Source organism: Streptomyces sp. AP-93 (assembly GCF_022808175.1).
Lineage (GTDB): Bacteria > Actinomycetota > Actinomycetes > Streptomycetales > Streptomycetaceae > Streptomyces.
Map to the genome: position 1 here is coordinate 1 of NZ_JALGBX010000043.1, position 25,700 is coordinate 25,700.

General features: G+C 68.5%; 30 protein-coding genes. 15 read left to right on the plus strand and 15 right to left on the minus strand.

Annotated features, from left to right (window positions below):
* Nucleotides 1-728: 728 nt before the first annotated feature.
* Complete coding sequence (locus MTF69_RS40245) at nt 729-1,274, plus strand: hypothetical protein (RefSeq protein WP_243341767.1); 546 nt, start codon at nt 729-731, stop codon at nt 1,272-1,274.
* Between the two features lie 90 nt (nt 1,275-1,364).
* Here the strand turns inward: MTF69_RS40245 and MTF69_RS40250 are convergent, their stop codons facing one another.
* The gene (locus MTF69_RS40250; protein WP_243341768.1) at nt 1,365-1,940 is read right to left on the minus strand and encodes a recombinase family protein; all 576 of its coding nucleotides are present in this window, start codon (nt 1,938-1,940) and stop codon (nt 1,365-1,367) included.
* Nucleotides 1,941-2,192: 252 nt separating this feature from the next.
* On the opposite strand from MTF69_RS40250, the gene MTF69_RS40255 reads away from it, so the two are divergent.
* Nucleotides 2,193-3,755 carry an alpha/beta fold hydrolase gene (locus MTF69_RS40255; RefSeq protein ID WP_243341769.1) on the plus strand — a complete coding sequence of 521 codons (1,563 nt, stop codon included), beginning with the start codon at nt 2,193-2,195 and terminating at the stop codon, nt 3,753-3,755.
* A 171-nt stretch (nt 3,756-3,926) separates the two neighbouring features.
* Here MTF69_RS40255 and MTF69_RS40260 read toward each other — a convergent pair whose 3' ends face one another.
* Nucleotides 3,927-4,184, minus strand: coding sequence for a transposase (locus tag MTF69_RS40260; protein ID WP_243341770.1), 258 nt, complete (start codon nt 4,182-4,184; stop codon nt 3,927-3,929).
* Nucleotides 4,185-4,424: 240 nt separating this feature from the next.
* Here MTF69_RS40260 and MTF69_RS43240 point away from each other — a divergent pair, with 240 nt between their 5' ends.
* Nucleotides 4,425-4,553: a hypothetical protein gene (locus MTF69_RS43240; RefSeq protein WP_279346847.1), complete on the plus strand. Its 129-nt coding sequence runs from the start codon at nt 4,425-4,427 to the stop codon at nt 4,551-4,553.
* A gap of 163 nt (nt 4,554-4,716) precedes the next feature.
* Here the strand turns inward: MTF69_RS43240 and MTF69_RS40265 are convergent, their stop codons facing one another.
* The gene (locus MTF69_RS40265; protein WP_243341771.1) at nt 4,717-5,610 is read right to left on the minus strand and encodes a hypothetical protein; all 894 of its coding nucleotides are present in this window, start codon (nt 5,608-5,610) and stop codon (nt 4,717-4,719) included.
* 1 nt (nt 5,611) lies between these two features.
* On the minus strand, nt 5,612-6,052 hold the full coding sequence (locus MTF69_RS40270; protein ID WP_243341772.1) for a peptidase inhibitor family I36 protein: 441 nt from the start codon (nt 6,050-6,052) through the stop codon (nt 5,612-5,614).
* Between the two features lie 524 nt (nt 6,053-6,576).
* Between MTF69_RS40270 and MTF69_RS40275 the strand changes: the two genes are divergently transcribed.
* The 11 genes from MTF69_RS40275 (at nt 6,577) to MTF69_RS40325 (ending at nt 15,628) form a co-directional block, all read left to right on the plus strand.
* Nucleotides 6,577-7,656: an ISL3 family transposase gene (locus MTF69_RS40275; protein WP_243341773.1), complete on the plus strand. Its 1,080-nt coding sequence runs from the start codon at nt 6,577-6,579 to the stop codon at nt 7,654-7,656.
* A gap of 149 nt (nt 7,657-7,805) precedes the next feature.
* Nucleotides 7,806-8,180: a transposase gene (locus MTF69_RS40280; protein WP_243341774.1), complete on the plus strand. Its 375-nt coding sequence runs from the start codon at nt 7,806-7,808 to the stop codon at nt 8,178-8,180.
* 216 nt (nt 8,181-8,396) lie between these two features.
* Nucleotides 8,397-9,035 (plus strand): HAD-IA family hydrolase, encoded by a 639-nt coding sequence (locus MTF69_RS40285; protein WP_243341775.1) that lies wholly within the window; start codon nt 8,397-8,399, stop codon nt 9,033-9,035.
* Between the two features lie 295 nt (nt 9,036-9,330).
* Entirely contained in the window at nt 9,331-9,591 is a 261-nt protein-coding gene (locus MTF69_RS40290) for a hypothetical protein (RefSeq protein WP_243341776.1), read from the plus strand.
* A gap of 123 nt (nt 9,592-9,714) precedes the next feature.
* Entirely contained in the window at nt 9,715-11,055 is a 1,341-nt protein-coding gene (locus MTF69_RS40295) for an IS21 family transposase (protein WP_243341777.1), read from the plus strand.
* Nucleotides 11,052-11,861, plus strand: a complete 810-nt coding sequence (gene istB, locus MTF69_RS40300) for an IS21-like element helper ATPase IstB (protein WP_243341778.1) — start codon at nt 11,052-11,054, stop codon at nt 11,859-11,861. The genes MTF69_RS40295 and istB overlap by 4 nt, the downstream gene beginning before the upstream one ends.
* Nucleotides 11,851-12,510 carry a hypothetical protein gene (locus tag MTF69_RS40305; protein ID WP_243341779.1) on the plus strand — a complete coding sequence of 220 codons (660 nt, stop codon included), beginning with the start codon at nt 11,851-11,853 and terminating at the stop codon, nt 12,508-12,510. The genes istB and MTF69_RS40305 overlap by 11 nt, the downstream gene beginning before the upstream one ends.
* Complete coding sequence (locus MTF69_RS40310) at nt 12,507-12,965, plus strand: NUDIX hydrolase (protein WP_243341780.1); 459 nt, start codon at nt 12,507-12,509, stop codon at nt 12,963-12,965. The genes MTF69_RS40305 and MTF69_RS40310 overlap by 4 nt, the downstream gene beginning before the upstream one ends.
* Nucleotides 12,966-13,253: 288 nt before the next feature.
* The gene (locus tag MTF69_RS40315) at nt 13,254-13,532 is read left to right on the plus strand and encodes a hypothetical protein (RefSeq protein WP_243341781.1); all 279 of its coding nucleotides are present in this window, start codon (nt 13,254-13,256) and stop codon (nt 13,530-13,532) included.
* Nucleotides 13,533-13,573: 41 nt separating this feature from the next.
* Entirely contained in the window at nt 13,574-15,163 is a 1,590-nt protein-coding gene (locus MTF69_RS40320) for an ISL3 family transposase (RefSeq protein ID WP_243341782.1), read from the plus strand.
* A 108-nt stretch (nt 15,164-15,271) separates the two neighbouring features.
* The gene (locus MTF69_RS40325; protein WP_243341783.1) at nt 15,272-15,628 is read left to right on the plus strand and encodes a hypothetical protein; all 357 of its coding nucleotides are present in this window, start codon (nt 15,272-15,274) and stop codon (nt 15,626-15,628) included.
* A gap of 257 nt (nt 15,629-15,885) precedes the next feature.
* On the opposite strand, the gene MTF69_RS40330 is transcribed toward MTF69_RS40325, so the two are convergent.
* The gene (locus MTF69_RS40330; protein ID WP_243341784.1) at nt 15,886-16,458 is read right to left on the minus strand and encodes an NYN domain-containing protein; all 573 of its coding nucleotides are present in this window, start codon (nt 16,456-16,458) and stop codon (nt 15,886-15,888) included.
* A gap of 496 nt (nt 16,459-16,954) precedes the next feature.
* Here MTF69_RS40330 and MTF69_RS40335 point away from each other — a divergent pair, with 496 nt between their 5' ends.
* Nucleotides 16,955-17,482, plus strand: coding sequence for a hypothetical protein (locus MTF69_RS40335; RefSeq protein WP_243341785.1), 528 nt, complete (start codon nt 16,955-16,957; stop codon nt 17,480-17,482).
* Nucleotides 17,483-18,141: 659 nt separating this feature from the next.
* Here the strand turns inward: MTF69_RS40335 and MTF69_RS40340 are convergent.
* The 10 genes from MTF69_RS40340 to MTF69_RS40385 all read right to left on the minus strand — a co-directional run bounded on the left by MTF69_RS40340 (nt 18,142) and on the right by MTF69_RS40385 (nt 25,637).
* Nucleotides 18,142-18,816, minus strand: coding sequence for a contact-dependent growth inhibition system immunity protein (locus tag MTF69_RS40340; RefSeq protein WP_243341786.1), 675 nt, complete (start codon nt 18,814-18,816; stop codon nt 18,142-18,144).
* Between the two features lie 14 nt (nt 18,817-18,830).
* Nucleotides 18,831-19,130, minus strand: a complete 300-nt coding sequence (locus tag MTF69_RS40345) for an RNase A-like domain-containing protein (protein WP_243341787.1) — start codon at nt 19,128-19,130, stop codon at nt 18,831-18,833.
* Nucleotides 19,131-19,163: 33 nt separating this feature from the next.
* On the minus strand, nt 19,164-19,739 hold the full coding sequence (locus tag MTF69_RS40350; protein WP_243341788.1) for a hypothetical protein: 576 nt from the start codon (nt 19,737-19,739) through the stop codon (nt 19,164-19,166).
* A gap of 146 nt (nt 19,740-19,885) precedes the next feature.
* Nucleotides 19,886-20,470, minus strand: coding sequence for a hypothetical protein (locus MTF69_RS40355; RefSeq protein ID WP_243341789.1), 585 nt, complete (start codon nt 20,468-20,470; stop codon nt 19,886-19,888).
* Between the two features lie 11 nt (nt 20,471-20,481).
* Nucleotides 20,482-22,182 carry an RNase A-like domain-containing protein gene (locus MTF69_RS40360; protein WP_243341790.1) on the minus strand — a complete coding sequence of 567 codons (1,701 nt, stop codon included), beginning with the start codon at nt 22,180-22,182 and terminating at the stop codon, nt 20,482-20,484.
* Entirely contained in the window at nt 22,182-22,487 is a 306-nt protein-coding gene (locus MTF69_RS40365; protein WP_243341791.1) for a WXG100 family type VII secretion target, read from the minus strand. Before MTF69_RS40365 ends, MTF69_RS40360 begins: the two co-directional genes overlap by 1 nt.
* A 44-nt stretch (nt 22,488-22,531) precedes the next feature.
* Nucleotides 22,532-22,936, minus strand: coding sequence for a WXG100 family type VII secretion target (locus MTF69_RS40370; RefSeq protein WP_374325559.1), 405 nt, complete (start codon nt 22,934-22,936; stop codon nt 22,532-22,534).
* A gap of 548 nt (nt 22,937-23,484) precedes the next feature.
* The gene (locus tag MTF69_RS40375) at nt 23,485-24,681 is read right to left on the minus strand and encodes a hypothetical protein (RefSeq protein ID WP_243341793.1); all 1,197 of its coding nucleotides are present in this window, start codon (nt 24,679-24,681) and stop codon (nt 23,485-23,487) included.
* Between the two features lie 240 nt (nt 24,682-24,921).
* Complete coding sequence (locus MTF69_RS40380) at nt 24,922-25,452, minus strand: hypothetical protein (RefSeq protein ID WP_243341794.1); 531 nt, start codon at nt 25,450-25,452, stop codon at nt 24,922-24,924.
* Nucleotides 25,449-25,637: a hypothetical protein gene (locus MTF69_RS40385; protein ID WP_243341795.1), complete on the minus strand. Its 189-nt coding sequence runs from the start codon at nt 25,635-25,637 to the stop codon at nt 25,449-25,451. Before MTF69_RS40385 ends, MTF69_RS40380 begins: the two co-directional genes overlap by 4 nt.
* Between the last annotated feature and the right edge of the window lie 63 nt (nt 25,638-25,700).

Below are 25,700 nucleotides of genomic sequence, written 5' to 3' on the forward strand. Positions count from 1 at the left end.
GGCAACCTGCCCGCTACACTCCCACCGCTCGACGTTTCCCCAGGTCAAGCCACAAAGTACTGCTGGAGTACTAGTTGGACTGGTCGAGAGACGATCGGCATGGGAGGGGCGGGGTGTGCGTCAGGAGTGGTTGTCGGAAGAGCTGCTGGCGAGCGACTGGAAACGTTGCCCAGTTGATCCCTGGAGTTGTCCTGCCACGCCAACACCGATGGCGGCATCCACTACGGCACAAGAGGTATGAACCAGGCCAAATCATCGTCTGCGTGAGCGAAATCCTGGACCCTTCAAGAGGCCCTCGCGGCCTGGTCCACGTACTGCTCCCGAGTCCTCTGGGGATCACCACAATGTCTCGCTCTCCATCCGCGCCTTCTTCAAGGCACCGCAGGAGTGCCCGAACAGGCACGATCGCCGCTGCGGCGCTGAGCCTGACCGCCGGCCTGCTCGGCGGCGTGGCGCACGCAGACATTCCCGGTGCTGACGGCGTCCTTACCGGCTGCTACTCCCGGATCGGCGGTGCGCTTCGGCTCATCGATCTCGAAGCGGGTCAGATGTGCCGATTCAACGAGCGCATGGTGACCTGGAATCAGACTCCCGCGGATACCCCTCACGGTCTCCGGGAGTTCACGGCAGACGGAACGTTCTCTCCCCCCGCGAACGTCACCTCCGTGCATGTTCAGGTGTGGGGCGCGGGTGGCGGCGGAGGCGGGGCAGGAGGCCCGTTTGCCGGTGTGATCGGCGCCAGAACAGCAGGCGGGGGCGGCGGCGGTGCCGGTGGCTTCGTCTGGTGCGTCGTACCGGTCACGCCGAACACGCCCTACACCCTGACCCTGGGAGACGGCGGGGCCGCCGGCGCCGGCGGCGCGGCACCCACAGAGTCGACTCCCTCCGAGGACGGCTCCCCGGGCGGCGACGGCACCCCGACCATGTTGACCGCACCGGGCAACACCGTACTGGCCTCCGCCACCGGCGGCGGAGGCGGCGGAGGCGGAGCCCGCATTCTGCACCCCATGGGGGGCGCCCAAACCGGTAGCGGCGGCCTCGGCGGCACCGGCACGTGCACGAACGGCGCGGTGGCACGGACGGGTCCCTCGGGCACCTCGGGCACCTTGGGCCCCTCCCCCAGCAATGCGGGCGATTCCCCTCCCATCGACGGCATCGTCGATCTACCCGCCGGTCGGTGGGTCGGCGGCAGCGGCGGCAGCGGGCAAACCAACGAATTCAACGGGCCCCCGGGCACCGCCGGAGGTGACGCGTACGCCGTCGTCTGGTGGTAGTTCGGCGCGGGACCCCTGTTTCTGACCCCAGGTGTGGCTTTGTTCACGAGTTCCGTTCTCGTGAACAGAACCACAGGTGCAAAGTCGAGGTCAGTGTTTCGTGACCGTGGTCTTCTTCGGTTGGCGGGGCACGGTCCTATCCCTGTCGAGGTGTCCGTACACCGTCGAGCGCGGCACGCCGAACAGGTCGGCGATCTGCTGGACGGTCTTCTCGCGCGCGTCGTAGAGCTGCCGGGCGAGCGAGGCCTGGTCGGCGGTGAGGCGGGGCCGGCGCCCGCCGACCCTGCCGCGGGCCCGCGCGGCGGCGAGCCCGTCGTTGGTGTTCGCCACGATCAGCTCGCGCTGGAGCTCCGCCAGTACAGACAGCATCCCGAACATGGCCCGGCCCTCCATGGTGGAGGTGTCGATGCCCTCCTCGATGACGTGCAGGCCGATGCCGCGCTCGCGCAGGTCTGCGCCGAGGGTCACCAGGTGCAGGACGGAGCGGGAGAGCCGGTCGAGCCGGGTGACCTTCAGGATGTCGCCCTCGCGCAGCAGCTGCATGACGAGGTCGAGCTTCGGGCGGGGCGCCTTCGCGCCGCTCGCGGTGTCGACGTGGATGTGGCCGCGGTCGACGCCGGTCCGCAGGAGGGCGTCGATCTGATGCAGACGGTCGTTTATCGACACGGCGTATGCATCGCCCTGCCCTCGTACCGACCGAAGTGAGACCACCCTGGGCGTCTGACAACTTCGTGGGTGCCCGGGCAGTCGGTGTCATGCGCGGAGGCGGACCGTGCGGGTCCGTTCAGCCGAGCCTGTCTGGCAGGGAACCGCACGACGCCGAAAGATGCTGCTGACGACCGCCTCCTGTGACGGGTGGGGCACAGCCTGAGGACGGCCGTACGAGACCAAGATGGGCAGCCTCAGCCAGGAGAAGCGATGCACACCAGACCAGAAAGCCGTCAGCGCCCGCCGGTCGGGTGTGCGAACCAGAGACGGGGGTCGCAAGGCCGGCGACGCCGGGCATGGCCGGCCGGGGGCCGGAGGCGGTGGCTCGTGCTGTTTCTCTGCCTGATCACGGGTGGCGTCGGCTCTGGCGAGTCAATGGCTGCTGCCAGCCGCCTCGTATCGTCGCCCAAGCTCTGCGATGAGGTACCGACCGGCGTCGCAGTCCGGGATCACTGGCTGCGCTTCAGGGTGCCGCCCGGGCTGATGCCGGACCCACAGTTCGACGGGCGCCCGGCCAGGCTCCAGGTCCACCGCGTCAGCCCGGTGTACGCGAACGGCAAATGCCGGTCGGTGCCTCACAGGACTGCGGTGCTGATCCACGGCGCGACAACAACCGGACCGCCGGTGTTCGACCTGCGACACCCCGCCACCGGCGGCGGCGAGCTGAGTGTGCAGAGGGCCCTCGCCCGGGCGGGAGTCGACACCTTCGCCCCCAACCTGATCGGCTTCGGCCGCTCGACGCACTTCGGAAACGGTCTGAACGATCCCGGCAACGCGAGCCTCAGGCCCTACAACACGGATGGCAGCTGCCCCCACCCCGAGGGGTGCGACCGCACTCATGTCCCGTTCCCCCTCGATCAGCAAGGGACGCTGCTCCTGACGAATCCGCTGGGCGGAGAGCGGCGCGCACACTCGAGCAACGTCCGCTTCGCACGCGTCGACACCTTCGTGCGAGACATCCGCCAGGTCATCGACGACGCCATCGCGCGCTCGAAGCCGACGGACGGCAAGGTCACCCTGCTCGGTTGGTCGTTCGGCGGGCAGCTCGCTGCCCGGACGCTGTACGCGGCCAATCCGGTCCTTGCTGGAAGCGCCGGCTACATCGCCAAGGTCAACCGCGCCGTGTTCCTGTCGTCGGCCTTCGGCTTCCCGACCGAGGAAACGCCGCCGCCGACCGGCTTCGCCACGTTCCCGCTGCGCGTCAACGACCCCTCATCGGCCGCGGCCGCGCTCTGGCGAATGCCGCCAGAGCGCGAGGCGGCCTGCACAGGCCACGTCGTACCGGGCAGCCCGGAGCAGTTCCGGTCGCAGCTGCTGGAGCAGGAAACCGTGGGACGTGAGTGGGGAGGGACGGACCCCAACAACCCGACCGGCCTCACCCGCTCGCCGGTGTTCTCCAGCTACGGCTGGAACACCACCGTCGCGGGACAGCTGACCACCCCCTCTCTGGTCATCCACGGTTTCGAGGACACGGTCGCGCCGCCGGCCAACGCGCCCGCCATCTACAACGCCCTCCCGGCACCGATGACGAACAAAGTGCTCGTGCAGGTCCAATGCGCGAGCCACGCACTCCTGAACGAGGGCTGCTCCGAGCAGCGCTGCACGCCGGAATCGGGGACCCCGTACGGCGGGCGCCCTGGCGAACCCTGGGCCGGTCCCCATGCCACGCTCAAGGCGGCACTGATCGAGTGGATCAAGAACGGGACCTTCAACGGCGCCACGAACGGACGGTTCACCGTCGACGCGAGCGGCGTGGCCAGCCCCGGCACGTAGACGAAGAGAGGGCCCGGGCCCTGAGCTCAGTCGGGCCCGGAGCGTGTGGGGGGCTTCCGCGCGATGGGAGCCACACACACGCTCCGGCAGGCCGTGCAGGATGCCGCCCGTCGAGCAAGATCAGCCTGATGGCCCCGGGGAACCGGCGCCCCGACATCGGCCAGGGCTCTGTCAGGTCAGGTCAGGTCCGGTCCGGTCCGGTCGGCGGGGGCGCAGCGGCCGGTAGCCGGCCGGGTCGAGCTTGGCGAGCTCGGTGTCGACCTCAACGTTGATCGTGCCGAAGAAGTTCACGTTCTCGCTATGGGCCGGGGAGATGTGCGCGAGGAGCTCGTCGTCGACCGCCCGGCCCTCGGCCCGCATCTGCGCGACGGCCAGGCCGTAGTGTCCGTCGTCCAGGTCACCACCGAATTCGTCAGCAGCGTCAGGCACCACGCCTGTTCGTCCTCGGCCGACAGCGGTGCCAAGGCGAGGCGAAGACATCGCGGTTGTTCAGGGCCCGGTGCCGCTGTTCCAGCACGCAGACCGCGTACGCGTCCCGGTCCACCGCGCCCTGCGGTAGATCAGGGTTGACGTACACCGCCTTGCGCCACGCGGGCGGCACGAGCTTGTGCTGAGGCCAGCCAGCTCGTTGGCCCGGTAGAGGGCTACCGGCGAAATGGGCCGCCCCGGGTGACGAAACGCAGTCGGTTCGGCGGGGCCCCATCGGTGCTGAGTGCGTTCGCGTCGGCGCCGACGCACGCGGACGCGGAGCTCGGTGACCGCTTCGGCATCCTCATCACCGAGATCAATGAGGAGTAACTGGCCGGCCAAACGGTTCGCCGGCTGACCGTGCGCCCTCACCGCGGGCCTGTGGCGCCCCGGGCCGTCTTTTCCCCTGCTGTTCGGAGCGGGTGCGTTCGTCGTCGGTTAGGGCTCGCCGGCCGGCCTTGGTTCCGCTCTCCGATCCCGTCACCAGGGGCGGTCAGCGGGATAGGGTCTTGCTGCGCTGCTCGGCCTTGGTGAACAGGCCGGACAGCCGGGTCATCTCCGCACGTTGCTGCGGCTCGATGGTGCGCGCGAGCTCCCGCCGCAGCCGCAGCCCGGTCTTGGAAAGCTCGACCTGCTGGTCGCAGCCCATGTCCCGTACCGCGATGGTGATCTCCTTCTCCCGGCGCTGGTCCAGCGGCTCGGTGGAGTCCTCGAACGCCTTTCTCAGGGCCGAGGGGATGCTGGACGGCGAATCGTAGCTGTACCGGTACTGGCTCATACACGTGCGCCAGCGCCCGAGCGCGGCTTGGTAACGCTGGTCGGAGGTCGCCTTCTTGAACAGGCCGAGGCTGATCTCCTGCGGCATGTATGTGATCCGTGCCCAGGTGTCGAGGTCGCCGTACACGGAGGCGTGGGCGTTCGCCGCGCAGCCCTGCTTCGGGTACCAGTAGACGATGGCGCCCGGGGCGGTCAGCTTGGCGAGTGCGGTGCGCGGCCCGAGCAGGGTTTCGCGCAGTCGCGGATCGTCGCTGTTGCCGGCTTGCCCATTCTGCCCGTCGGACGGCTTGGCCTCGGACAGAGCGTACCCATGCTGCCGGACCCAGTCGGCGCTGACCCCGCCGCCCTCGTCGGCGTCCGGGTTGGGCCGGTCGACGCTGCCTTTCCACGGGATCCCGGCGTCCCGCATGCACTTCTCGGTCAGTGCAAGGTCGACCAGCGCCACCTGGTACAGCCGAGCCGGGTAGTCCCCGGTGTTGGTGACCATGTCCACTGTGCTCTGGTCAAGGTGGTCAGGTACCCGCGCACCCTCCGGCTGCGAGCTGCCGCAGCCGGAGAGCATGCCGGCCATCACCACCAACAGGGTGGCTTTGACGGTGGCGGGACGCATGTCAGTAACTGCACCAGTACATCGACGAGAACCGGTCATTGAAGTTGTCGTGGGCGCCGTTCCCGTGCGGTATCGGGTTGAGTGCCAGGTTCTGGCGGATGCTGCCCAGCCCCTCGGTCATGATGTGGCCGCCGTACCACTGGGCGGTGGCGAAGTGGACGGGGCAGTTGTTGCCGTTGTTGAACGTCGACGAGGCCTTGTCGTCGATAAAGGAGGGAAGGGTCGGATTGTTGTTCTGGCCCTGCCACCGCGACCCGCTCCAGTTCGCGTCGACCCACAGGCAGGCGTACCCCCTCGGGCAGTCATTCGTGCCGGCCACGATGGCGGCGATTTCGGCGGCGTTGGGATCGGCCTGGGCCAGGGCCGGTGTGGAGAAGGCGCCTGCCATGAGCAGGGCCGCGGCCCCGGTCATGGCCATCTTGGATCGTACGTTTTCGGCCACTCTGATCTCCTTTGTGCTGGTCAGTGACGATTCCTGACGTGACAATCACGAAGGTGAGCCCCATGGGCGACAACGACATTCGGGTCAGACAAGTCGCTTCCTTCCCCCAGCGCGTCGGGCCCGCCGGCTGGTCCGCCGTTTCAACATGGTCGGCCTCCTGCGTACGGACACGAGGTCAGCGGGCGCCCCTCGCCGGGGCCGCACGCAGCTTGGCAGGGCTCCAGCACGCGCGACAAGGGGGAATTAGTTGCTCCGCATACATTTCACGGAGTCGGATCCTCAGCCTGCATCGCTTGTGGCCCCGCCAGAGACGCTGGGCCTTCGCGCAGTGGCATCGCATGGCTTTGTCAGCGAGTTACGGGTTCTGGCACAGATCTTGGGGAGCCGTCGCGGAGCGTTACCCGGATGTTCGATTGTGAGGAGACGGGTTCGTGTGAGATCGCGTACGCCGTGTCGTCCGACGATCAGAATTGACGCTCCCTCAGGTGTCTGCCGGCCGCTGCTGCGGTCGGTTGTGTACGGCGATGGTGCTGGTCATGCAGACCGATGCACCGCTCTGGGACTCGCTGGTGTTCGCCGGGGTCGACGATGTGGATGTCGAGGCGGTGACGGCCGCGTTCGGCATGGTCGAGGTGGTGGCGAGAGGCCGCGCGGCCGGCTCTGAGTGTCCGGACTGCGGCCGCTTCTCGGTCCGAGTCCACGACCGATACCAACGCAGGCTGAAGGACCTTCCGCTCGCTGAGCAGGGCTTCGCGATCCGGCTGACGGTCCGGCGTTTCATCTGCGGGTCTGCGGACTGCCCGCGCCGGACGTTTGCCGAGCCGTTCTCCCGGCTGGCAGCACCGCACGCACGGTTCACCATGCGGCTCAACCACGCCTTGGAGCGAGTGGGGCTCGCGCTTGCCGGGCGGGCCGGCGCTCGGCTGGCTGCCCAGCTGGGTTTCGGCGCGGGACGGATGACCTTGTTACGCAGGGTCATGGCATTGCCCGATCCGCGGTTCAGCACGCCGCGTGTGCTGGGCGTGGACGACTTCGCGATCCGTCGCGGCCAGACCTACTCCACCGTCTTGACCAGTGTCGAAGACCATCGCGTGGTCGATGTGCTCCCGACCCGTGAAGCCGGGCCACTGGCCGCGTGGCTGATCCGTCACCCAGGCGTGGAGATCATCTGCCGGGACCGGGCGGGCGCCTACGCCGAGGGTGCCCGGCGCGGTGCCCCCGAAGCTCTGCAGGTCGCCGACCGGTTCCATCTGTGGCAGGGCCTCGGCCGAGCCGTGGAGACCTGTGTCGCCGCCCACCGCGACTGCCTGAGCAGTCCTTCGCCCAGCGGCATGTTGCCGGAGGCCACCCGACTGGCTTCCGGTCGGCCGCAGGACGACTCGGCGCCCATCGGCCGACGGGCCGAGCGGAAGAAGGCAGCACATGCCCTGGTCCACGAGCTCCTTGCTCAAGGTCACTCACGCCGGGCGATTGCCCGGCACCTGGGCTGGGGCCTCAACACCGTGCTCCGGTACGCGAACGCCGCACGCTGGCAGGACACCATCCGCGAGAGTCGGCCCCGGCCCAGCAGACTGGACCCCTACAAGGCCTACTTGGAGCGGTGATTCGCCGCGGGATGCACCAGCGTCACCCGACTGCACGGCGAGCTGGTTGCCGAGCACGCTCCTGTCACCTACGGCATGGTCCGCGCGCACATCGTCACTTTGCGCGGGCTCCGTCCGAGGCGCCGCCCCGGCCGCCGACGGTGCGGCAGGTGACCGGCTGGCTCACCCGGCACCCCACGAGCCTGACCGAGCAAGACCAGGCCGGCCTGAAGCAGGTCCTGGCCCGCTGCCCTGAACTGGACAAGGCCGCCGGGCATGTCCGCGACTTTGGCGAGATACTCACCGACCGCCTCGGCTCCACGCTCCGCACCTGGATCGACGCAGTCGACGCCAGCCAGCTACCCGGCCTCACCGGCTTCGCACTCCACCTACTCCGAGACCTCGACGCCGTGACAGCCGGGCTCACTCTTGACTGGAGCTCCGGCAGCATCGAGGGAGCCGTCAACCGCATCAAGAAGATCAAGCGGCAGCTCTACGGCCGAGCCGGATTCGATCTACTCCGCAAGATGATCCTGCTCCAGTGACGCTCAGGGACGGCTCCCCAGGATCTGTGACAGACCGAGCTTTTTGAAGGCACCTGTGTATTCAGGCGAGTCGGGTCGGCGGCTTGCGACAGGGCTGTCACAGCTTCGAAGATCGCTTGACCTTGCCCCAGAGGGAGAGACGACAGTGTCTGAGTCGATCACATGACCGGGGTGTCCGTACTCGCTGGTCAGACCAGGACGAAGAGGGGAGTTCGCGTGACAGCGACCTGCGTCATTCTCGACATCGGCGGCGTGCTGGAGATCACGCCGGAAACGGGATGGGTGCAACGGTGGGAAGAGCGGCTGAAGCTGCCTCCGGGCACTGTCCACGAACGGATGCACGACGTGTGGCGGGCTGGGAGCGTTGGGAGCATCAGCGAGCGAGAGGTCCACGAGCAGGTGGCGGCCCGTTTGGGTCTCGACGCCCCCCACGTTGAAGCCTTCATGGCTGATCTCTGGGCGGAGTATCTAGGGACGCCGAACGAGGAGTTCATCGACTATGTGAAAGGGCTGCGCGGAAGCTGCAGGCTGGGCATCCTGAGCAACAGCTTCGTCGGCGCCCGGGAGCGGGAGACGACGCTGTACCACTTCGACGAACTGGTGGAGCAGATCGTCTACTCGCACGAGATCGGCATCGAGAAGCCCGACCTGCGGGCCTTCGAGGCCGCATGCGCCAGCCTGGACGTGCGGCCGGAAAACTGCCTGTTCATCGACGATGTCGCAATCAACGTTGCGGCCGCCCAGGCGGCGGGCATGCAGGCGCATCTGTTCGAGGACAACACCCGGACCGTCACGCGCATCGCAGCGCATCTGAATGCCGGGCCCTTGGCCCCAGAGCGGGTCCCGCTCGGATGACGTCGGCCTGGCCGGTCTTCAGCGGTTGCCGGCCAGGCGTTGAAGCAGTTGATCAGCGGCTTCTGCGTGCTGGCCCGGGTGCTGGCGAGGCGGTAGGCGTCAGCACCCGTTTCCATGATGGTGAGGCGGCCGACACGCGCAGAGACGGGGACCGTTGAAGGTCTTCGTCCAACCAAATGGGGCTGGCGGCGTTCGTGAGCATCCCTTGCAAATCAAACGACACGGTCACCCTCCGCGATGGCTCCCCAAGATCTGTGCCAGAACCCACATCTCATCTACGCAGCCACATCGCACAATGCCGATGACCGTGGTGGGATTCCGGCTGGGCCGCACGGCCACGGGCAGGCAGGTGACCGTTCTCCTGACGGAGTCCGGCGTGCTGCACCGCTCCCACGGCCTCTACGGGCAGCCGCCCAAACTGGACACGCCAAAACTGCCGCTGCGCTATCTGCACCCTGACCTGTCGTGGATGAAGGGCGAGCACATCCTGACGGTGATGACGCTCTTTGATTTTCCCCACCCGTGCTCAGTTGTGTCCCCAAACCTGCTCAGTTGATCTCCCCATCGTTTGAGTGGTCTTGATCGGCGTGTCGAACTGGTGTCGGCGTGTTGTGGAGAGCCTGCGTGTGCTTGACGGTCGGCCTGTTCGGAGGCCCGGATGCTCACGCGGGAGGAAGACGTGGACGCACATGCTCTGCGTCGTCAGGGGTGGACGATCTCGGCGATCGCCCGGCATCTGGGGCGTGACCGCAAGACGATCCGCGCATACCTGAACGGCGAACAGGAGGCTGGGCACCGCCGCCTGGCCGCGGACGAGTTCGTGCCGTATTTGGAGTACTGCCGCCAGCGGCTGGCCGACGACCCGCACCTGTGGGCGACCGCCCTGTTCGACGAGATGGTGGAGCTGGGCTATCGGGGCGGCTACTCGACGTTCACGCGGGCCCTTCGCCGGTATGACGTGCGGCCGCACTGCGATCCCTGCCACTCGACGAAGGGTCGTGACGTGGCGATCATCGGGCACCGTCCGGGCGAGGAGATCCAGTTCGACTGGCTTGAGTTGCCGGATCCGCCCGGGGAATGGGGCGTCGGCGGGCATGCGCATCTGCTGGTCGGTGCCCTGGCGCACTCGGGCCGGTGGCGGGCGGTCCTCGCGGAGTCCGAGGACTTCCCGCATTTGGTCCAGGGACTCGACCAGGTGGTGCGCAAGCTGGGCGGGACGGCCCGCCGATGGCGCTTCGACCGGATGGCCACGGTCTGCTACCCGTCCAGCGGGCAGGTCACCGCCGCGTTCGCGGGCGTCGCGAAGTACTACGGCGTCGGAGTGGATGTGTGTCCCTCTCGCCGCGGCAACCGCAAGGGCGTCGTGGAGAAGGCCAACCACTCGGCCGCTCAGCGCTGGTGGCGAACGGTCCCCGACGATCTGAGCGTCGAGCAGGCCCAGTCCGGCGTCGACAAGCTCTCCGTGAGGATGGACGAGCGTCGCCGCACGGTCGACGGATCGCGAACCACGGTGGCCGAGCTCGCCGAGACGGAGCCGTTGTTGGGTCTTCCCGCGCTGCCGTTCCCGGCCGAGTTGTCGGTGGAACGGACGGTCACCGCGCAGAGCCTGGTGCCCTTCGAGGGGAACTTCTACTCGGTGCCGCCGGGCCTGCCCGGTGCCCGGGTGACGGTGGTGCACCGTCTGGGCGAGGACTTCCTGAACATCGCCACCGCCGGGCGGGCCGTGATCGCCCGGCACCGCAAGGCGATTCGCGGGTCCCGGCAGACGGTTCGCGACGCCGGCCACGTCATCGCGTTGGAACGGTCGGTGCTGGCGTCGTTCTCCGACCGGGCCCCCTGCAAGTCGAAGGTCCGCCGGCCGCCCACCGACGCGGCCCTGGCGGAGGCCGAGCGGCTGCGTCAGGGGCATGCGACCGGGTCGACCGCCGAACGGGTCGTGATCGACCTGTCCCACTATGCCGCCGTGGCCGAGCAGCTGCGGCACGTTCGCCCGCCGGACGAGGAGGAGAACACGGAGTGAGTACGACGCCGATGCAGATGAGCGAAGCACGCCGCTATCAGCAGCTGAGGGCCCATCTGTCCTACCTGAAACTCAACGACGCCGCCGAGGCCCTGAACCGGGTCCTGGACCAGTCCCGGACCGAACGGATGACGCTGACCGCGGCTCTCGAACGCCTCCTGGAGATCGAGGTGGAGGCCACCGAAGCCCGCCGGCTGGCCGCCCGGCTGAGGTTCGCCTGCCTGCCGGAGCCCTGGACGCTGAACGACTTCGACTTCGCCGCCCAGCCCGGCGTCGATGAGAAACTCATCCGCGACCTGGCCACTCTGCGGTTCCTCGACGACGCCTCGAACGTGCTGTTCGTCGGCCCGCCCGGGGTCGGCAAGACCATGCTCTCGGTCGCGCTCGCCCGGGCCGCGGTCGACGCCGGTCACCGCGTCTACTTCACCACCGCCGCCGAGCTGGCGGCCAGGTGCCACAAGGCCGCCCTCGAAGGCAGGTGGAAGACCTGCATGCGGTTCTTCGCCGGTCCGCGGCTCCTCGTGATCGACGAGCTGGGCTATCTCCCGCTGCCCGAGGACGGTGCCTCCGCGCTGTTCCAGGTGATCAACCAGCGGTATCTGAAATCGTCCACCATTTTGACCACAAATGTCGGTATCGCCGACTGGGCCGGCGCCTTCGGTGACGCCACGGTGGCCGCCGCCATGCTCGACCGGCTCCTCCATCGGGCCGCGGTCGCCGGCATCGACGGCCCGTCCTACCGCCTCCGCGGACACCAGCAGCAGGCCCAGGTCCTGCGTCAGGGAGTGAACGCGCGTGTCTCCTGACCGGCACACCAACCCCAAGGGCGCCCCCGACGACACGGCCCGGCACTGCCCGGTCTGCCAGGCCACGTTCACCATCGCCAGCCGCACCAGCCGCCAGGTCTACTGCTCTCCCGCCTGCCGAGTGGCCAGCCGCCAGCACATCCCCGTCCAGAGGATCTGCCCCGTCTGCCAGAACGAGTTCACCACCGACGTCAGCCCCCGGCGCCTCTTCTGCTCAGCCGAGTGCCGCAACACGGTCCGCACCAGCAAGGACGCCCTGGAGAACCGCACCTGCCCATCCTGCGACGGCGCCTTCAAAGCCGCCCGCACCATCCGGCAGGTCTACTGCTCGCCCACCTGCCGCCGCGACGCCGACCGCCACCGCGGCCAGGTCCGCGACGAGGAACGAGCCCGCCGCCTCGGCGAAACCCCGCCCCCGCCGCTGCCTCCCCTTCCCGAACTGCCACCGCAGCCCAAACCTGCCCACCGACCCGGAGCATCCCGCCAAATGGCCGCCGAACGCGACCCGTTGGAGCCTGCCGCGACACGCAACTGCCCGCACTGCCAGCAGCCCGTCACCATCGTTGCCCTGCTGGCAACCCCCGAAGCCGCCCGCCCAGCCATGCCGGTCCGCAGCCCCGACATCATCCCGCTGCGGAGGACTCCATGATCAGCCTCTTCGACAACGGCCACCTCGACGAACTGGTCATCCGAACCCACAGCGACGGCATCACCGAACTGGCCGCCGCGGCCCTGATCGAGCACGGCGGGAGGTTCCTCCTCATCGAGGCTGCCGCCCCCGACTTCGACACCCCGACCGTCTGGGAACTGCCCACCGGCAGCGTCTGGGCCGGCGAAACCCTGGTCATGGGCATGCACCGCGTCCTGGCCGAGCACTTCGGCTTCTCATCCGCCGAGGTCGACCGATACCTCGGCCACAACGACCACCTCCACGACCACGGCAAGATCACCCGCGTCTTCGTCTTCGCCGTCACCGTCGAGCACCCCGACAGCATCTGCCAGAGTGCCCACCTCGGACACCGCTGGATCGACAGCATCAGCATCTCGACCATCGTCAACGACATCGACGGCATGCTCCGCGTCTACTACGCCGACAACACCTGACCGTCACTCAGGCTCTTCATGCAGCGGGCCGGACCCAGCTGGTCCGGCCCGCCTGATCACACGGGACAGGTGTCCTGTAACACCGCAGGTTGAGCGTGTGCCATCAGATCTTGAGTGGTGCGTCCACTCCTGCCGCACTGTTTGCCCAGCATCGGCCGACGTGTTCCCAAGACGGTGGCCGATCGGCCCTGCGGTCACGCATGGCGATCCTCTTCATGCGGGGCTGTGACCGCGCTTCCGTGATGACTACGGCTTGGTGCGGTAGGGCGTCTGCTGTTGGATGACCCGATGGAACTCATTGAGGCTGAGCTGTTCACGGATGCAGGCAACGACGCGGTCGTCCGTCTGCCCCCACGTCGCTTCCCCGGGGTGCTGATCCAGGGTGACTCGCTGTCGAGCATCCGCAGCGACGTTGCCGAAATCGTGGCGGCCTGCGCCCAGGGCGATGTCGATGAGGCCCTCGAGGCTGCCACATTCCTCCTGGCCGACTTCGACGGACTGCTGAACCGCTACGAGAGTGCGTTGGAAGCCCACGGCATTCAGCGACCCTACGGACCGCGCGCGTAGGGCCGGCATGCCGGATCGTTTCTTCGCGGCACAACTTCTGTATGGGGTTGCGTGAGCTGTCGGATGTCCTGTTTCCGGGGATTGAGCTGAGGATCGAGCGGGTGCATGTCGCGGGCCGCAGCCTGCTTGTGGACGCGGTTGGTACTGCTCCTCCTGGCCGTTGCCCGGACTGCGGCAACGGTGCACGGCGGGTTCACAGCCGGTACTGGCGGAGGCTGGCTGATAGGCCTGTCGGCGGTCGAGAGGTGCTCGTCCGACTGCGGGTGAGGCGGTTCCTCTGTGACGTTCCGATGTGCCGCCGCCGGACGTTCGTTGAGCAGGTCGAGGGTTTCACCAGGTCACACGGTCAGTCGTCGGTGGCCATGCGTGACCTTGCCCGTTTTGTGGCCGTGGAGCTTGGGGGCCGCCCGGGAGAACGGCTCTGCCGGAGGCTGGCGTTGTCCGGCCGCCGGACGTCGCTCATCCGTCTGCTGTCGGCGCCGGTGGTGCCGGCCTGGGCTCCTCGGGTCCTGGGGGTGGATGATTTTGCCTTCCGGCGTGGTCACACATACGGAACGGTGCTCGTGGACGTTGAGCGGGGCAAGCCGTTCGATGTTCTGCCCGACCGAAGCTCGGAAACCTTCCTTGCCTGGTTGGAGGCCCATCCAGGAGCAGAAGTCATCTGCCGGGACCGGGCCACCGGCTATACCCGCGCGATCAAGCAGGCCGCGACCGGGGCGATCGAAGTGGCCGACCGATGGCATCTGCTGCAGAACCTGTCCGTTGTGGTGGAGAAAACATGTCACCAGCACCGCGCCTGCCTGCGGAAACACGCTCAGGAGCTAGCTCGACCTGACGCCCCGGTCCCCAACACATGGGTGCCGGATCAGCCAGCCGCGCTGCCGAAGACCGCCATCGTCGAGCGAACCCTCCACCGGCACGCGGACATCCTCGACCTGGTGGACAAGGGCTGGACGATCAGCGCGATCGCGCGCCGCTTGGACATGGACCGCAAGACAGTGCGGCACTTCCGGGACACCGATCTCACCGTACTCATCGAATCCGCTCGGCATCGTCGAACGGGGCTCCTCGCACCCTTTCACTCCTACTTGCAAGCCCGCTTCCTCAACGGCTGTACGGACGCCAGCCGACTCTTCCGTGAAGTCCGTGAGCGGGGCTTCGGGGGCACGGTTCAGACGGTCCGCCGATACGTCGCGACTCTTCGAGACGGCACTGCCATACCCGCGCCAGCACCGATTCCGAGCCCACGCGCGATCACGTCCTGGATCATGCGTCGGCGTGAGTCGTTGAGTGAAGACGACGAGTCCCGGCTCGGCGAGGTCTGCCTGGCCTGCCCGGACATTGCCCGCGCTCGGGAGATCGCGCAGCGGTTCACCGACCTGGTCCGCGACCGCACCGGCCATCTGTTGCAGGACTGGATCAGCGAAGTGGAGCGTGACGCGCCTCAGCCGATCCGCGGGTTCGCCCGGTTCATGAAGTTCGACATCGATGCCGTGACAGCCGGCCTGACCTTGCAGTACAGCTCCGGTGTCGTAGAAGGCCACGTCAACCGCATCAAGACGATCAAGCGGCAGATGTACGGCCGAGCCTCGTTCCGCGTGCTGAGAGCTCGGATCCTCATCCAGCCGTAGTCGTCACGGAAGCGCGGTCACAGCCGTTTTCAAAGAGTCTCATCAACGGGCCCAATCAGCGCCCTGCGGGAGCTGCACGTCACGGCCACGCAGAGGGGATACACCGAAGTGCTCATCTCGCCGGCCTGCGTACACCTGGACGTGGAGGAGCACCCACTGCCCCCGAAGGGCAACCTGCGCAGTGCCCGGCCGCACCCGAAGCTGACCGAAGCCTTCATCGGGACTGCACCCGGCACCGAGCAGCCAGTGGATACCGCCGTCGACGAGTTCCGCGCCGCACTCGGACTGCCCGTCCGGCAGAGGAACATCACCTGGCAGCCCCGCCAGGCACCCGTCCCGCCCCGGGTAGAAGCCATGATGCGCACCCTCGCCCACGGCACGACCCATCCACTCGCCTGGGCGCCTCCCCGTGGGCTGGAGCATCAATGTCCCGGCCGTCACCCCCCACGTTGGTCGGACCGCTGAACCCCTCGACCGGCCGGCCGTACTCGAACTGCAGGCCGCGCTCACCGCCTACCTCCGCCTCACCCAGCCGCCCCCCTCCTAGATCCCGCCGCTCCGTGCGCACGGCGTTTCCATTGGAAACGGCGACCCGTGCGGAGGGGGATCGGCGATGGGGGTGTCGAAGGTGGTGAGCAGGGCCGCCCCAGGCGACGTGGGCGAAGGCGGTTCCGTGGCTGACGCGCTGGCCTCGCTCCGCGCGCGTTGGGCCGGCCGACGGATCAGGCTGTGTATGTCAGCTCATTGAAGTGCGGATCCAGAGGGATGTATTCGTCGGCTGTGGCGATGAGCTCGCGGCTCGCAGCGTGCTCCCAGCTGCGTACCCGCACCTTGACCCCTGCTTTTTGGAGGGCCTGGACGGGGCGTACGAGGTCGCTGTCGCCAGAGACCAGCGTCACGATGTCCCCACGTTCCGGGCGCATGTAGCGGATGTCGGTGAGCATCATCGTGGTCAAGGCACTGTCGACTTGCTTCTCACGGTTGTGCGCGTTGCGACGCAGCAGATCCACCGTGAAGCCCGCGTACTGAGCCGGATGTTCCCAAACTGCCGTCCCGGGCTCCCCATACGAACCGAAGATGACGGCCTGGCCCTCTGCGCAGGTGGGGGGGAACATCAGCTCGTGCAACGCGCGAAAGTTGCACCGCCACGACGGATCAGCCATGCGGTGGACCGCGGCCTCGTGAGCGGACGGGGCAAAGCCCCGTCGCGCTGCGGCATATTGCATCCCGGCGACGAAAACATTAGATCCGTCTACATAGCCAAAACCAACTGGACGAGATTTGCTGTTCGGCATTGTTTCCCCCTAGAACGCAACAAAACTCCTCTCCGCGTAGCGGAAAAGAGTCTGACTTAACGTTGAAGTATTTTGTTTTTATCCTTGAGCTTGCTGCCCGGAGTGCCGGTCTGTGGTGGTCGGCTGCCCTGAGTGGTCACGAGGTTAGCGGCTGTCGGCATCCGCCGTGCCATCTTTGTGAAGGTCGGTCAGGAGCGGCGGCGTCCTGACCACACGTCTCACCGAGAGGCGGGTGGCGCCGAAGGTTGGCCGTGAAGCTCAGCAAAGTCAGCGCTGAGCCTCTCGATGGCCTGGGGAGACGCCTGGGCCTTCTCGGCGGTGGCGACCGCCGTGCGCCTGGCGCCCGGTCGGCTGCAGGATTCAGCGGGGAAGACCAACCGGACGGCTGCGTGGCTTGCCGCAGCACCATGCCCCCGGTCGTCCCGCCCGGCACTCGAGCATCACGGCTCGGGCAAGTCCAGCTCTCTTCGGTGCGGTGATCCGTATGGTTCCCCAGATGGACATGGCCAGCGGTGTTGTCGGCATCGAGTACTCGCACTTCTACGTGAGAGAGCAGTTCGATCCCTGGCTGGAGGACACCGACCAGACCCCCGACTTCCATACGGACGAGCCGGTGATCATCACGCCAGGCCAGATCACCATCATCAGCCGGGTCCAGTGCCACGACGCCTGGGTGACGCTCATGCTCACCAAGTCCAAGCCCCTCCAGCAGATGGACCCGTGGCAGTTGCTCGGTACGTGGTCCTACCTGCCGGTTTCCGGGGGCCTGATGGGTGTCTGGGGAGTGACAGGCGGCCCCGCGGCACAGCCAGCGGGCTGGCTTGCGGACGGCGAGGGGTTCACCCCGACCTTGCAGCTCGACCCAGCCGTACGCTACGCCGTTCACGTCTACGCCAAGGGCCGGCAGGACTCCCGGGCCAGGTTCGAGGCGGCGATGGCCCGGGAGGAGTGGGGCGCACATGAAGGGTTCGAGGACTACGTCGTCGCCTTCAACCCCACCGGGCACAGACCGGCCGGGGCATAACGAAAACCTGAACTCCGTGGGCGCGCACGAAGGATGCGGCGGCCGTGCGCTGCGCCGTTTCCCATGGAAACGGCGCCCCGTTCTGTGGGGCGTTCAGGTGGCAGAGCGGAGAGCGAGGACGGCGTTGTGCCCGCCGAAGCCGAAGGAGTCGCTGAGAACGATGCCGCCCGGCTGTTCGGGCAGGGGCCGGGGTGTGCCGGTAACGATGTCGAGTCCGAGGTCGTCGGCGGGGTGGTGGTGATGGCCGACGGTGGGCGGGGCGTCTCCCGGTGGCAGGCGTCTGCGCTCGGGCGGGGTCTCCAGGATGCGGAAGCCTCGGCCCTCCTGCCGATCGAGCAGCCGGCCAGCTCCACCACTGCCTTCAAAACCGGGGGTGCTTCGACGGGAGACGTGCCGTGCACGACGGGGTCATCCCCGCGTACGCGGAGAGCAGCACGGGTCACCGGCCTTGAAGCTCCCCCAGCCGGGGTCATCCCCGCGTGCGCGGGCGCGGGGAGCAGACTGACTGACCTGGCACTCTGTAGCGGCCACGCCTCGAGCCAGCTGCTGGACTCCGCCAAAGCACCCACGCAGAGACCCCGTCACCACTCTGCAGCAGCATCGAAGGTTCGCGGCGCCGCCCGTACCGCCCCGGACGACGGGATGTCACCCCGGCGGGATCAGGTGTACTCGGCCCGGGGCCCCGCCAGGCGTTCGGACACGACGGCCAGCCAGGCGCCCGGCGTGTACGGGGCCGGCGGGTCGACCTCCATGCCCAGCTCGGCCACGCCGACCGCGTAGTCGGCCTCCTCCAGGCCGAGGGCGAGCAGCTCGCGTACCTCGCCGACAAGCCGCGCCACGACGGTCGGGGCGGCGGAGCCGGCGTAGTCGAGGACCGCGGCCTCGTGGTCGTCGAACTCGTCGGGCATGTCCTGCGAGAACCAGCCGCCCAGGAACTGGCCGAGCTCGGGGAACCGCGCGTGCCACTCCCAGTGCGTTTCGGGTACCGCCGACGGGGGCGGGACCCGGCCCTCCTCGACGCTGTGCTTGATGTGGTCGGCGGCCAGCAGCAGCCACTCCTGGATCTCGGTCTCGGGCAGGCCGATGTCCGGTACGGGGTAGAACTCGCCGAGACGCTGGCGCAGTCGGCCGGGCGGGTTCTGGGCGTAGGTGCGCAGCTGCTGCTCGGCGACCGACAGGGCCCAGGGGCGGGTGTGCCAGGTAAGGCGCAGGTAGGCGGTGAGGGCCTGACCCGGCCGGTCGGGGGTGTCGTCGGCGGCCAGGCCGGCGTACGCGCTGATCACGTGGTCCAGCTCGCCGTAGCGGCGGTCGAACTCCAGGGGCTTCATGGACATGGGTGGAGTGCCCTCTACAGATAGATCGGGAAGGTGGCGTGCACGGCGAAGCCCAGCGGGCTCGTGGGCTCCCGTCGGAGCACCACCCGAGCGGCCCGTACGTCCACGGCCCCGCGCCCGGCGAGGGCCATGGCCTGGAGCAGGACGCGGCCGACGGGTTCCTCACGCGAGGGCCACGCGGCTTCGATGGTCAGGCGCGGGCGGGTGTTCTGGGCGAGCCAGCGGTGGACGGCCTGCTCGTTGCGGGTGACGACCTGCTGGGTGGCCCACTGGGCGGTTTCCCGGTCGGGGTACGTGGCGGATCTGGTGAGCACTGAGCACTCGGCCTTCCGGTCGGCGGGGTCGGGTCAGATGGACAGGAAGTTCCAGATCACGGCGACTTCCTCGTCGTTCACCATGATCAGCCCGGCATCCCAGCCGTAGTGACTGAAGGGGTCAAGACCCCGGACGCCCTGCTCGTAGAAATCGGGCCGGTCGCCCTTCCAGCCGATGTTGGAATAGAAGCGGGTGGCATCCGGGAAGCGCGAAAGGATCACGCCGGCCCGGCGCTCCATCTGCGGTCTGCGTTCCTCCCAGCCCGGGGTCTTGCCGACGTCAAGGCCGAGTACTCCGAGGAGGACGACCAACGACCTCACCGAGGACCGGGGAAGCTCCCTCACCCTTGGGCGGAAGCGTTCCGCGTCCGCAAGGGTCGAAGGCGTCTCCAGCCATGGGAACAGCGGGACTTCGCGCCGCTCCTCCTCGCCCTCGTAGGGGTCGATGGACTCCCACCCCCGAGGATCCCGCGTCTCCAGACGCATGATCGACCCCACGTCGAGCCACCAATCGTCATGCTCCCGCGGGGAGACGGCGACGAACGTGCAGAGCCACTCGTACAGCTTGAGTGCATCGCCCCATGCTTCCGCAGTCGATTCTTGCCGCATCAGCATCCTGTTCCTGCCGCCGGGTCGAGTCAGGTGGGATCCGAAACACGGACACCCGACGTCGTTGTCGTTCAGCGCATCCGCCCGGGCTTCAGAGATCAGGGGATCTCGTCAGCCTTCGACCTTCCTGATTCGGCCGGATCGCATCAGGTGGACAGGAAGTTCCAGAGCACGGCGACTTCCTCGTCGTTCACGGCGATCAGCCCGGCGTCCCAGTCGTACTGGCTGAAGGGGGCGTGGCCCCGGACGGGTTGTTCGTAGAAGTCCGGTTGGGCGGGCTTCCAGACAAGGTTGGTGTAGAAGCGGGTGGTGCCGGGGAAGCGCGACAGGATCACATCCGCCCGGCGTTCCATCTCCTGCCTGGAGTCCTCCCAGCCCGGCACGCTGGACAGGTCCCTGCGGTCCGATCCGGCCCCGAGTCGAACGATCAGCGACCTCACCGAGGAACGGGGGATTTCGTCCACGAGCCGCCGGTAGCGTTCCGCGTCCTCAGGGCTGGAGGGCGTCTCCAGCCAGGGGAACAATGGGTCCTCGATGCGCTCTTCCTCTCCCTCGTAGGGGTCGATCGACTCCCACCCCCGGGGATCCTGCGTCTCGAGGCGCATGATCGCCCCCACGTCGACCCACCACTCGTCGTGCTCCCGCGGAGAGACGGCGACGAACGTACAGAGCCACGTGTAGAGCTTGAGCGCATCCGACCATGCCTCCGCATCGGGCTGGTCATGCTCCATGAATCGTTCCTTCATTCCGGTGCCGAGGTGTGAACGACGAACGGCGGGTTCAGGTCCGGGTCGTACTTGAGACGAGTGGTCACTTTAAGAGTGTCTCGGGCGGGCGTGATCGTTCCGGTTACCGGGTCCACCGCGATGGTCCGACCGGTCACGGCGAAGCCGGTGAGCGGGCCCTGGCCCGGTACTGAGGCGACGTCTATCTTCAGATCCTTCGCAGGTGGTGGATTCCTGAGCCAGTCCTGGATCTCCTGCGTGTTCTGCCGGATGTTGTACTGCGTGAACTGCTGCGCCGACTCCAGATCCGGGAATGACGAGGAGGTGAGGATATTGAACTTGCCGTTCGGTCGCTGCTCGTCCTGAATCCGCTGCAGGAGTTGATCGTCCGTCTTGCCGACGTGCTTGTCGATGGTGTGGGCGCCGTTCAGCCCCTCGTTCGTCGCCAGGTCCAGCGAGTACATGTACGGGGAGGGGCTCTCCCCGCCGATCTGCCAGCGGTGTTCCTTCTTGAACTCGTTGAGGGACCGGGAGCCGAAGCCCTGGGCGCGGGCTATCTCCGCCTGGTAGGTCGGGGCGCTGCGGATCGCGATGTCGAGCTCCGGCAGGAGTGCCTTGAGCTTGACCGCCGCGTCCGTGAACTCCTCGTGGTAGGTCTCGACGACGGCGTTGCAGCCCTCCTTGTCCATGTGGCCGCGGAACATGGACACGATCCGGCCCACGATCCCTCCCACCGCGAGCTTGGTCAGATTCATCACGCTCAGGTCGGTGAGGTCGGCAGCCGTGGCCTTGGCCGCGTTGATGCCGGCCTGGCTCGTGAACTTGCCGGTCTTCTCCCCGACGTCGCAGAGGTGTTCCAGGACGCCCGCGATCTCGTCCGCCGTCTCCTTCAGTACGTCGATGATGGGGCGCCGTCCGGACGGCGGGAGGTCTTTGGTGGTCCGCCACTGGCGGCCCGTCTGGCTGCGGTTCCCCGCCGCGTCCAGCTGCCGGCCCCACGCCGTGGTGCCCCAGATCGTCTGCCCGAAGGTCCGCATGGCCGCCTGCCACTCGCCCTTGTCCTTCGGGTTCGTGATCCCGGAGATGGCGTCGTTGAACTCGTCCGAGGCCTTCACGGCCTCGGACGCGAGCGTCCGCCAGGCCTTGGCCATGTCCCGGACCTCGTCCCCCTTCATGCGCGGGGTGATCTCGTGGACCTTGCCGAGGCGCAGGCCGTGCTCGATGGCGGGCCGGATGACGTCCGCGAGAAGGTCGGGGAACTCGCCCAGGACGCCGGAGATCCACCAGGAGTCGACGTCCTCGCCGGTACCCGTCCATTTGACGGGGTTCACGGGTCCGTAGCGCGGCGGCTTGTTGATGACCACCGGCACGGGTTTGTGGACCGGCGCCGTTCCCTTGCGTCCGCCCGCCTCCCATTCGGCGAGTACGTAGTGGTTGGCGGTGTGGTTGAGGCCTACGGCGGCGCCGCCGGCACTCACCACGCTGTGGCCCCACGCTTCGAGGAACTTCGCGGCCAGCTCCCCGTAGGCGTCCGCGAACGCGTCCGCGCCCCGGCCCGCCCCGGCCGACTGGCTGTACTTGTTCAGCACGTCTACGAGGACGGCCGCCCGCTCGCCGTGCGCGAACTGGGCCCCTTTCACCAGGTCGGCCGCGTGGTGGACGTGCACCGGCTGGACGTCGAAGCCCCCGTTCGCGGTGGGAGGCGGCGGGGTGCCCATCAGGCGGCCCCCCAGCCGCGCAGCACGGCCCGGTGGGCGGAGGCGTAGGCGAGGTGGCCGTTGACGACGATGTCGTGCAGCCAGGCCTGGGTGGCCTGGAGGTCCTGGGCGGAGCGGTCCCAGATGTCGAGCTGGTCGACAAAGGCCTGCCGCGCCTCACCGTCCCAGGCCAGAACGGCCTTCTCGACGCGCCGGTAGAGCGCGTCGAGCTGTTCGTTGAGCGTCTTGAGGATCTCCTCGAGGTCCCCGGCGGCGCGCTGGAGCGTCGCGAAGTCGACCGATATGGAGTCGTCGCTCGACGACATGAATCCCCCTCCCCCTGGTGTGGTGGTGTGGCTGTGGCCTTGTCCTACAGGTCGTTCAGGCGGCTGCCCGGTCCCGTCTGCGGCGCGGGCACGGCGGCGGGCGTGGAGAGCTCGTCGGTCTCCGCCTGGATGTCCGCCTCGGACCGGACGCGCCTGAAGCCGTCCAGGATCTCGAGCTCCTGCGCCGTGAACCCGCCCTTGCTCAGGCGGACGGCGCTGGCGAGGAGCTTCATGGTCTGACGGATGCGGGCGGCGTCCTCGGCAGCGGCTCGGTGCTTGGCCCGGTACGCCTCCGAGGCCGGTCCGTGCCAGCCGGCTTCGATCCCGTCCACGATCTCGTCCATGCGCAGGAGCTGCTTCTTCAGCACTTCCTGCATCGTGTCGAGGTCGCCCGCGAGCGTTCTTGAGCTTGTCGCCCTGGACGGCGAGATCCGCCGCCCCGGCGACATCGGCCGTACCGCCCGAACCCGGAGCGTCAGAAGCTGCATTCATGGTGTCCCCTCCCCCGGAAGTGCGGCCTCATGGTCATCTGTTCGACCGTAGCAAGCGCCAATGGGGCGGGAGTCCCCCCACTGGCTCAAGAACGCTGCTGCCGGGACCGTCGCTTCTGTGCGTGGGCCCGGGGGCAGCGACGTTCCACTCGGGGACAGGAGGCAGGCGTAGCCGGGGTCGGCAGCACGCTGTCCGGGGGCAGCCACAGCAAGATCATCTTTGGTCCGGAGAGGGCCGGGCGCTATCCCCCCGGGTCATCTGGTGTGCGGCTCCAACCACCCTCATTTGGCCGGACATCCCTGCGTGCGCAGGGAGCAGCCTGTGATGGCGAAGGGATTGCCGTGAGGAGCGGGGTCATCCCCGCGTGCGCGGGAGCGGATTGGATGCCCGACCCCCACGTTAGTTGAGGAAGGGCCCGCACGGCTGCGGATTCCGGATTCCAGAGGCCGTCGAGCAGGGCGTCGCTTGCCGGCAACCGGCCTATCCCATGGCGGCACTGCGGCCCTCACCGGCCCCAGCGACCGTCGAATTCCGCCTCCTCTGAGCCCCCACGCCCCGCCGCACGAGTATGGACGACCGCGATGTCCCGGACACGGGCCACCGCTTCGGGTTCGACCAGGGCCAGGACCGGCAGTGCGTGGTGCCAGCCCGCGGTGCTCAGGGCGAGGCGGAGAAAGCTGCTGGCCGCCCGGTAGTCGGCAGGTGTGTGCGAGGTGACCTCCAGGGCCAGGTGTTGGACGGTTCGCGTGAAGGAGTCCGGCTGCGTAGTGGGGTCGAGAGCGGGAAGCGGGCGGACCGGAACGCGGGCGAGGTGACCCGCTGCGGCAGTGAGCGCGACCGCCCGGGCCCGCGGGTCGGCGGCGCGCTCGGCCACCCGCAGGGCCGTCTCGGCGTCGCCCATCGCCGCGTGGACCACCGCGAGCGCGGCCGTGGGGAAATGCTCGGGCCCGCGGTTCGCCACGCCGCGGGTCAGCCATTCCAGCTGACCGCCGGGGTCCTCATCCGCACCGATGCGCAGGAGAGCGTGCACCAGGACCGTTTCGGGCTGCCAGGTGTTCGGATCCTTCCGGTCCGCATAGCCGAGCCCTACGTCCTGCACCTCCTGGAGGAGCGCGGCGTACGGGTGCCGGCCGTCGGCCCCCGTCGCGGTCACGACTGGGAGGAGAGCGGCAAGGCGGGCCAGCAGGGTGGACCGCCCTTGTGGTGAGTCCTTACTGGCGTGCAGGTCTTCGAGGAGCGGAAGGAGCAACTTGTCCGACCTCTCCTGATCGTGCGCCGCGAGCCCCGCGGCCACGGCGAGGCGGGCCAGCCGGTCCGCACGCCGCCACTCCCCCTTCTTGCTGCGGTCCGTGGGCAATAGGTGCTGCCGGAGGAGCTCCTCCGCTGCCTCCCCAGCTCCCGCGCAGGCCAGCGCCTGCGCAACATGTGCCCACGTGCTGTCGGGAGGCGACCCGTCGGCGGCCTGTGCCGCCTGCTGCGCGCTCAGCCGTGCATCGCCGACGCGGCCGAGGTCCGCGTAGGCCAGGGCCATTGCGGCGAACGCCCGCGCCCGGTCGCCGGGCTCCTGCCACGGGTCGAGCAGTGGCTCGACGTCGCCCGCCGCGTCGATCCGTACGAGTGCTGCGGCCAGGGCGGGCATCCACCGGGGTGCCCGGCCCGCCCCCGTGCCTGCGATCGGCAGGAGGGCGAGCGCCTCGTCCAAGCGGCTCCTCGCGTCGCGGTCGTTGCCGAGTTCCGCCAGCCCGGAGGCCTCCGCGGCCGCGGTACGGCGCGGCGGCGGTCCCGGAGTCCTGGACGGACCCGTTGCACGTACCCGTGCCGGGCTACGGGGACCACGTGCTGGACGCCGCCGGGCTACGGGAACTGGCCCGGCGCCTCGCGACGGCCGGAGCCGCCTCCGCCGCCCGGTAGGCGTAGGCCCCCGGCCGGCGGTGCGGAACCGTCAGGCTCCCGTGGTGGAGCCCGGGCGGATGATCATCAGGACGGTAACCGTGGCCCACAGCAGGTTGAAGACCCCGGTGAGCATCGCGAGGCGAGCGGCGGACCGGGCACCGGGATCGGGACCGGGACCAGGACCGGGACCGGCATCGGGTCCCGCCTGCTCCTGCAGTGCGACGAGGGCGGCGTCCTGGCCCGGAAGGATCAGCAGCGCGAGGACGGCGGCCGCCGCGGTGGTCAGCACGATCGAGACGATCAGCCATGCGCTACCGAGGACTCCGAGGCTGCTCGCGGTGGCGAACCCGAGGACGGGAACCGCGGTGCCGACGGCCGCGTAGACACGGCAGACGCGGTGCAGCATCCGCAGGTTCGCGAGGGCGTCGCGGTCACCCGGGGGACGGTCGCCCGGGGCGCCGGCCCCCGATTCACCCGTGACGCGGCGCAGCGCCGCGGGGAACATGCTCGCGGCGACGGCGACCGGCCCGATGGCCAGTACGGCGGCGAGGACGTGGAGGGAAAGGAAGAGCTTCGTCACGGGCGCGGCTCCGCGTCCGCCGGGACGCCGGTGGTGCGGCGCCGGCCGGTGACCTTGGACGCCGGGAGGCGGCCGGCTTTGGAGGTCCCGGTCAGGACGCCGTCCTGGCGCAGGAGCTCGGCTACGGCGTTGATCCGGCCGATGGGTGTGGAGACGGTCAGGTCCCAGGTTCCTTCAACGGGCATGCTGTGGTTCTTCCCTCGAGGTTCGGGGTGAGCGGGGACGCGGGTACCGGACGCGGGCACCAG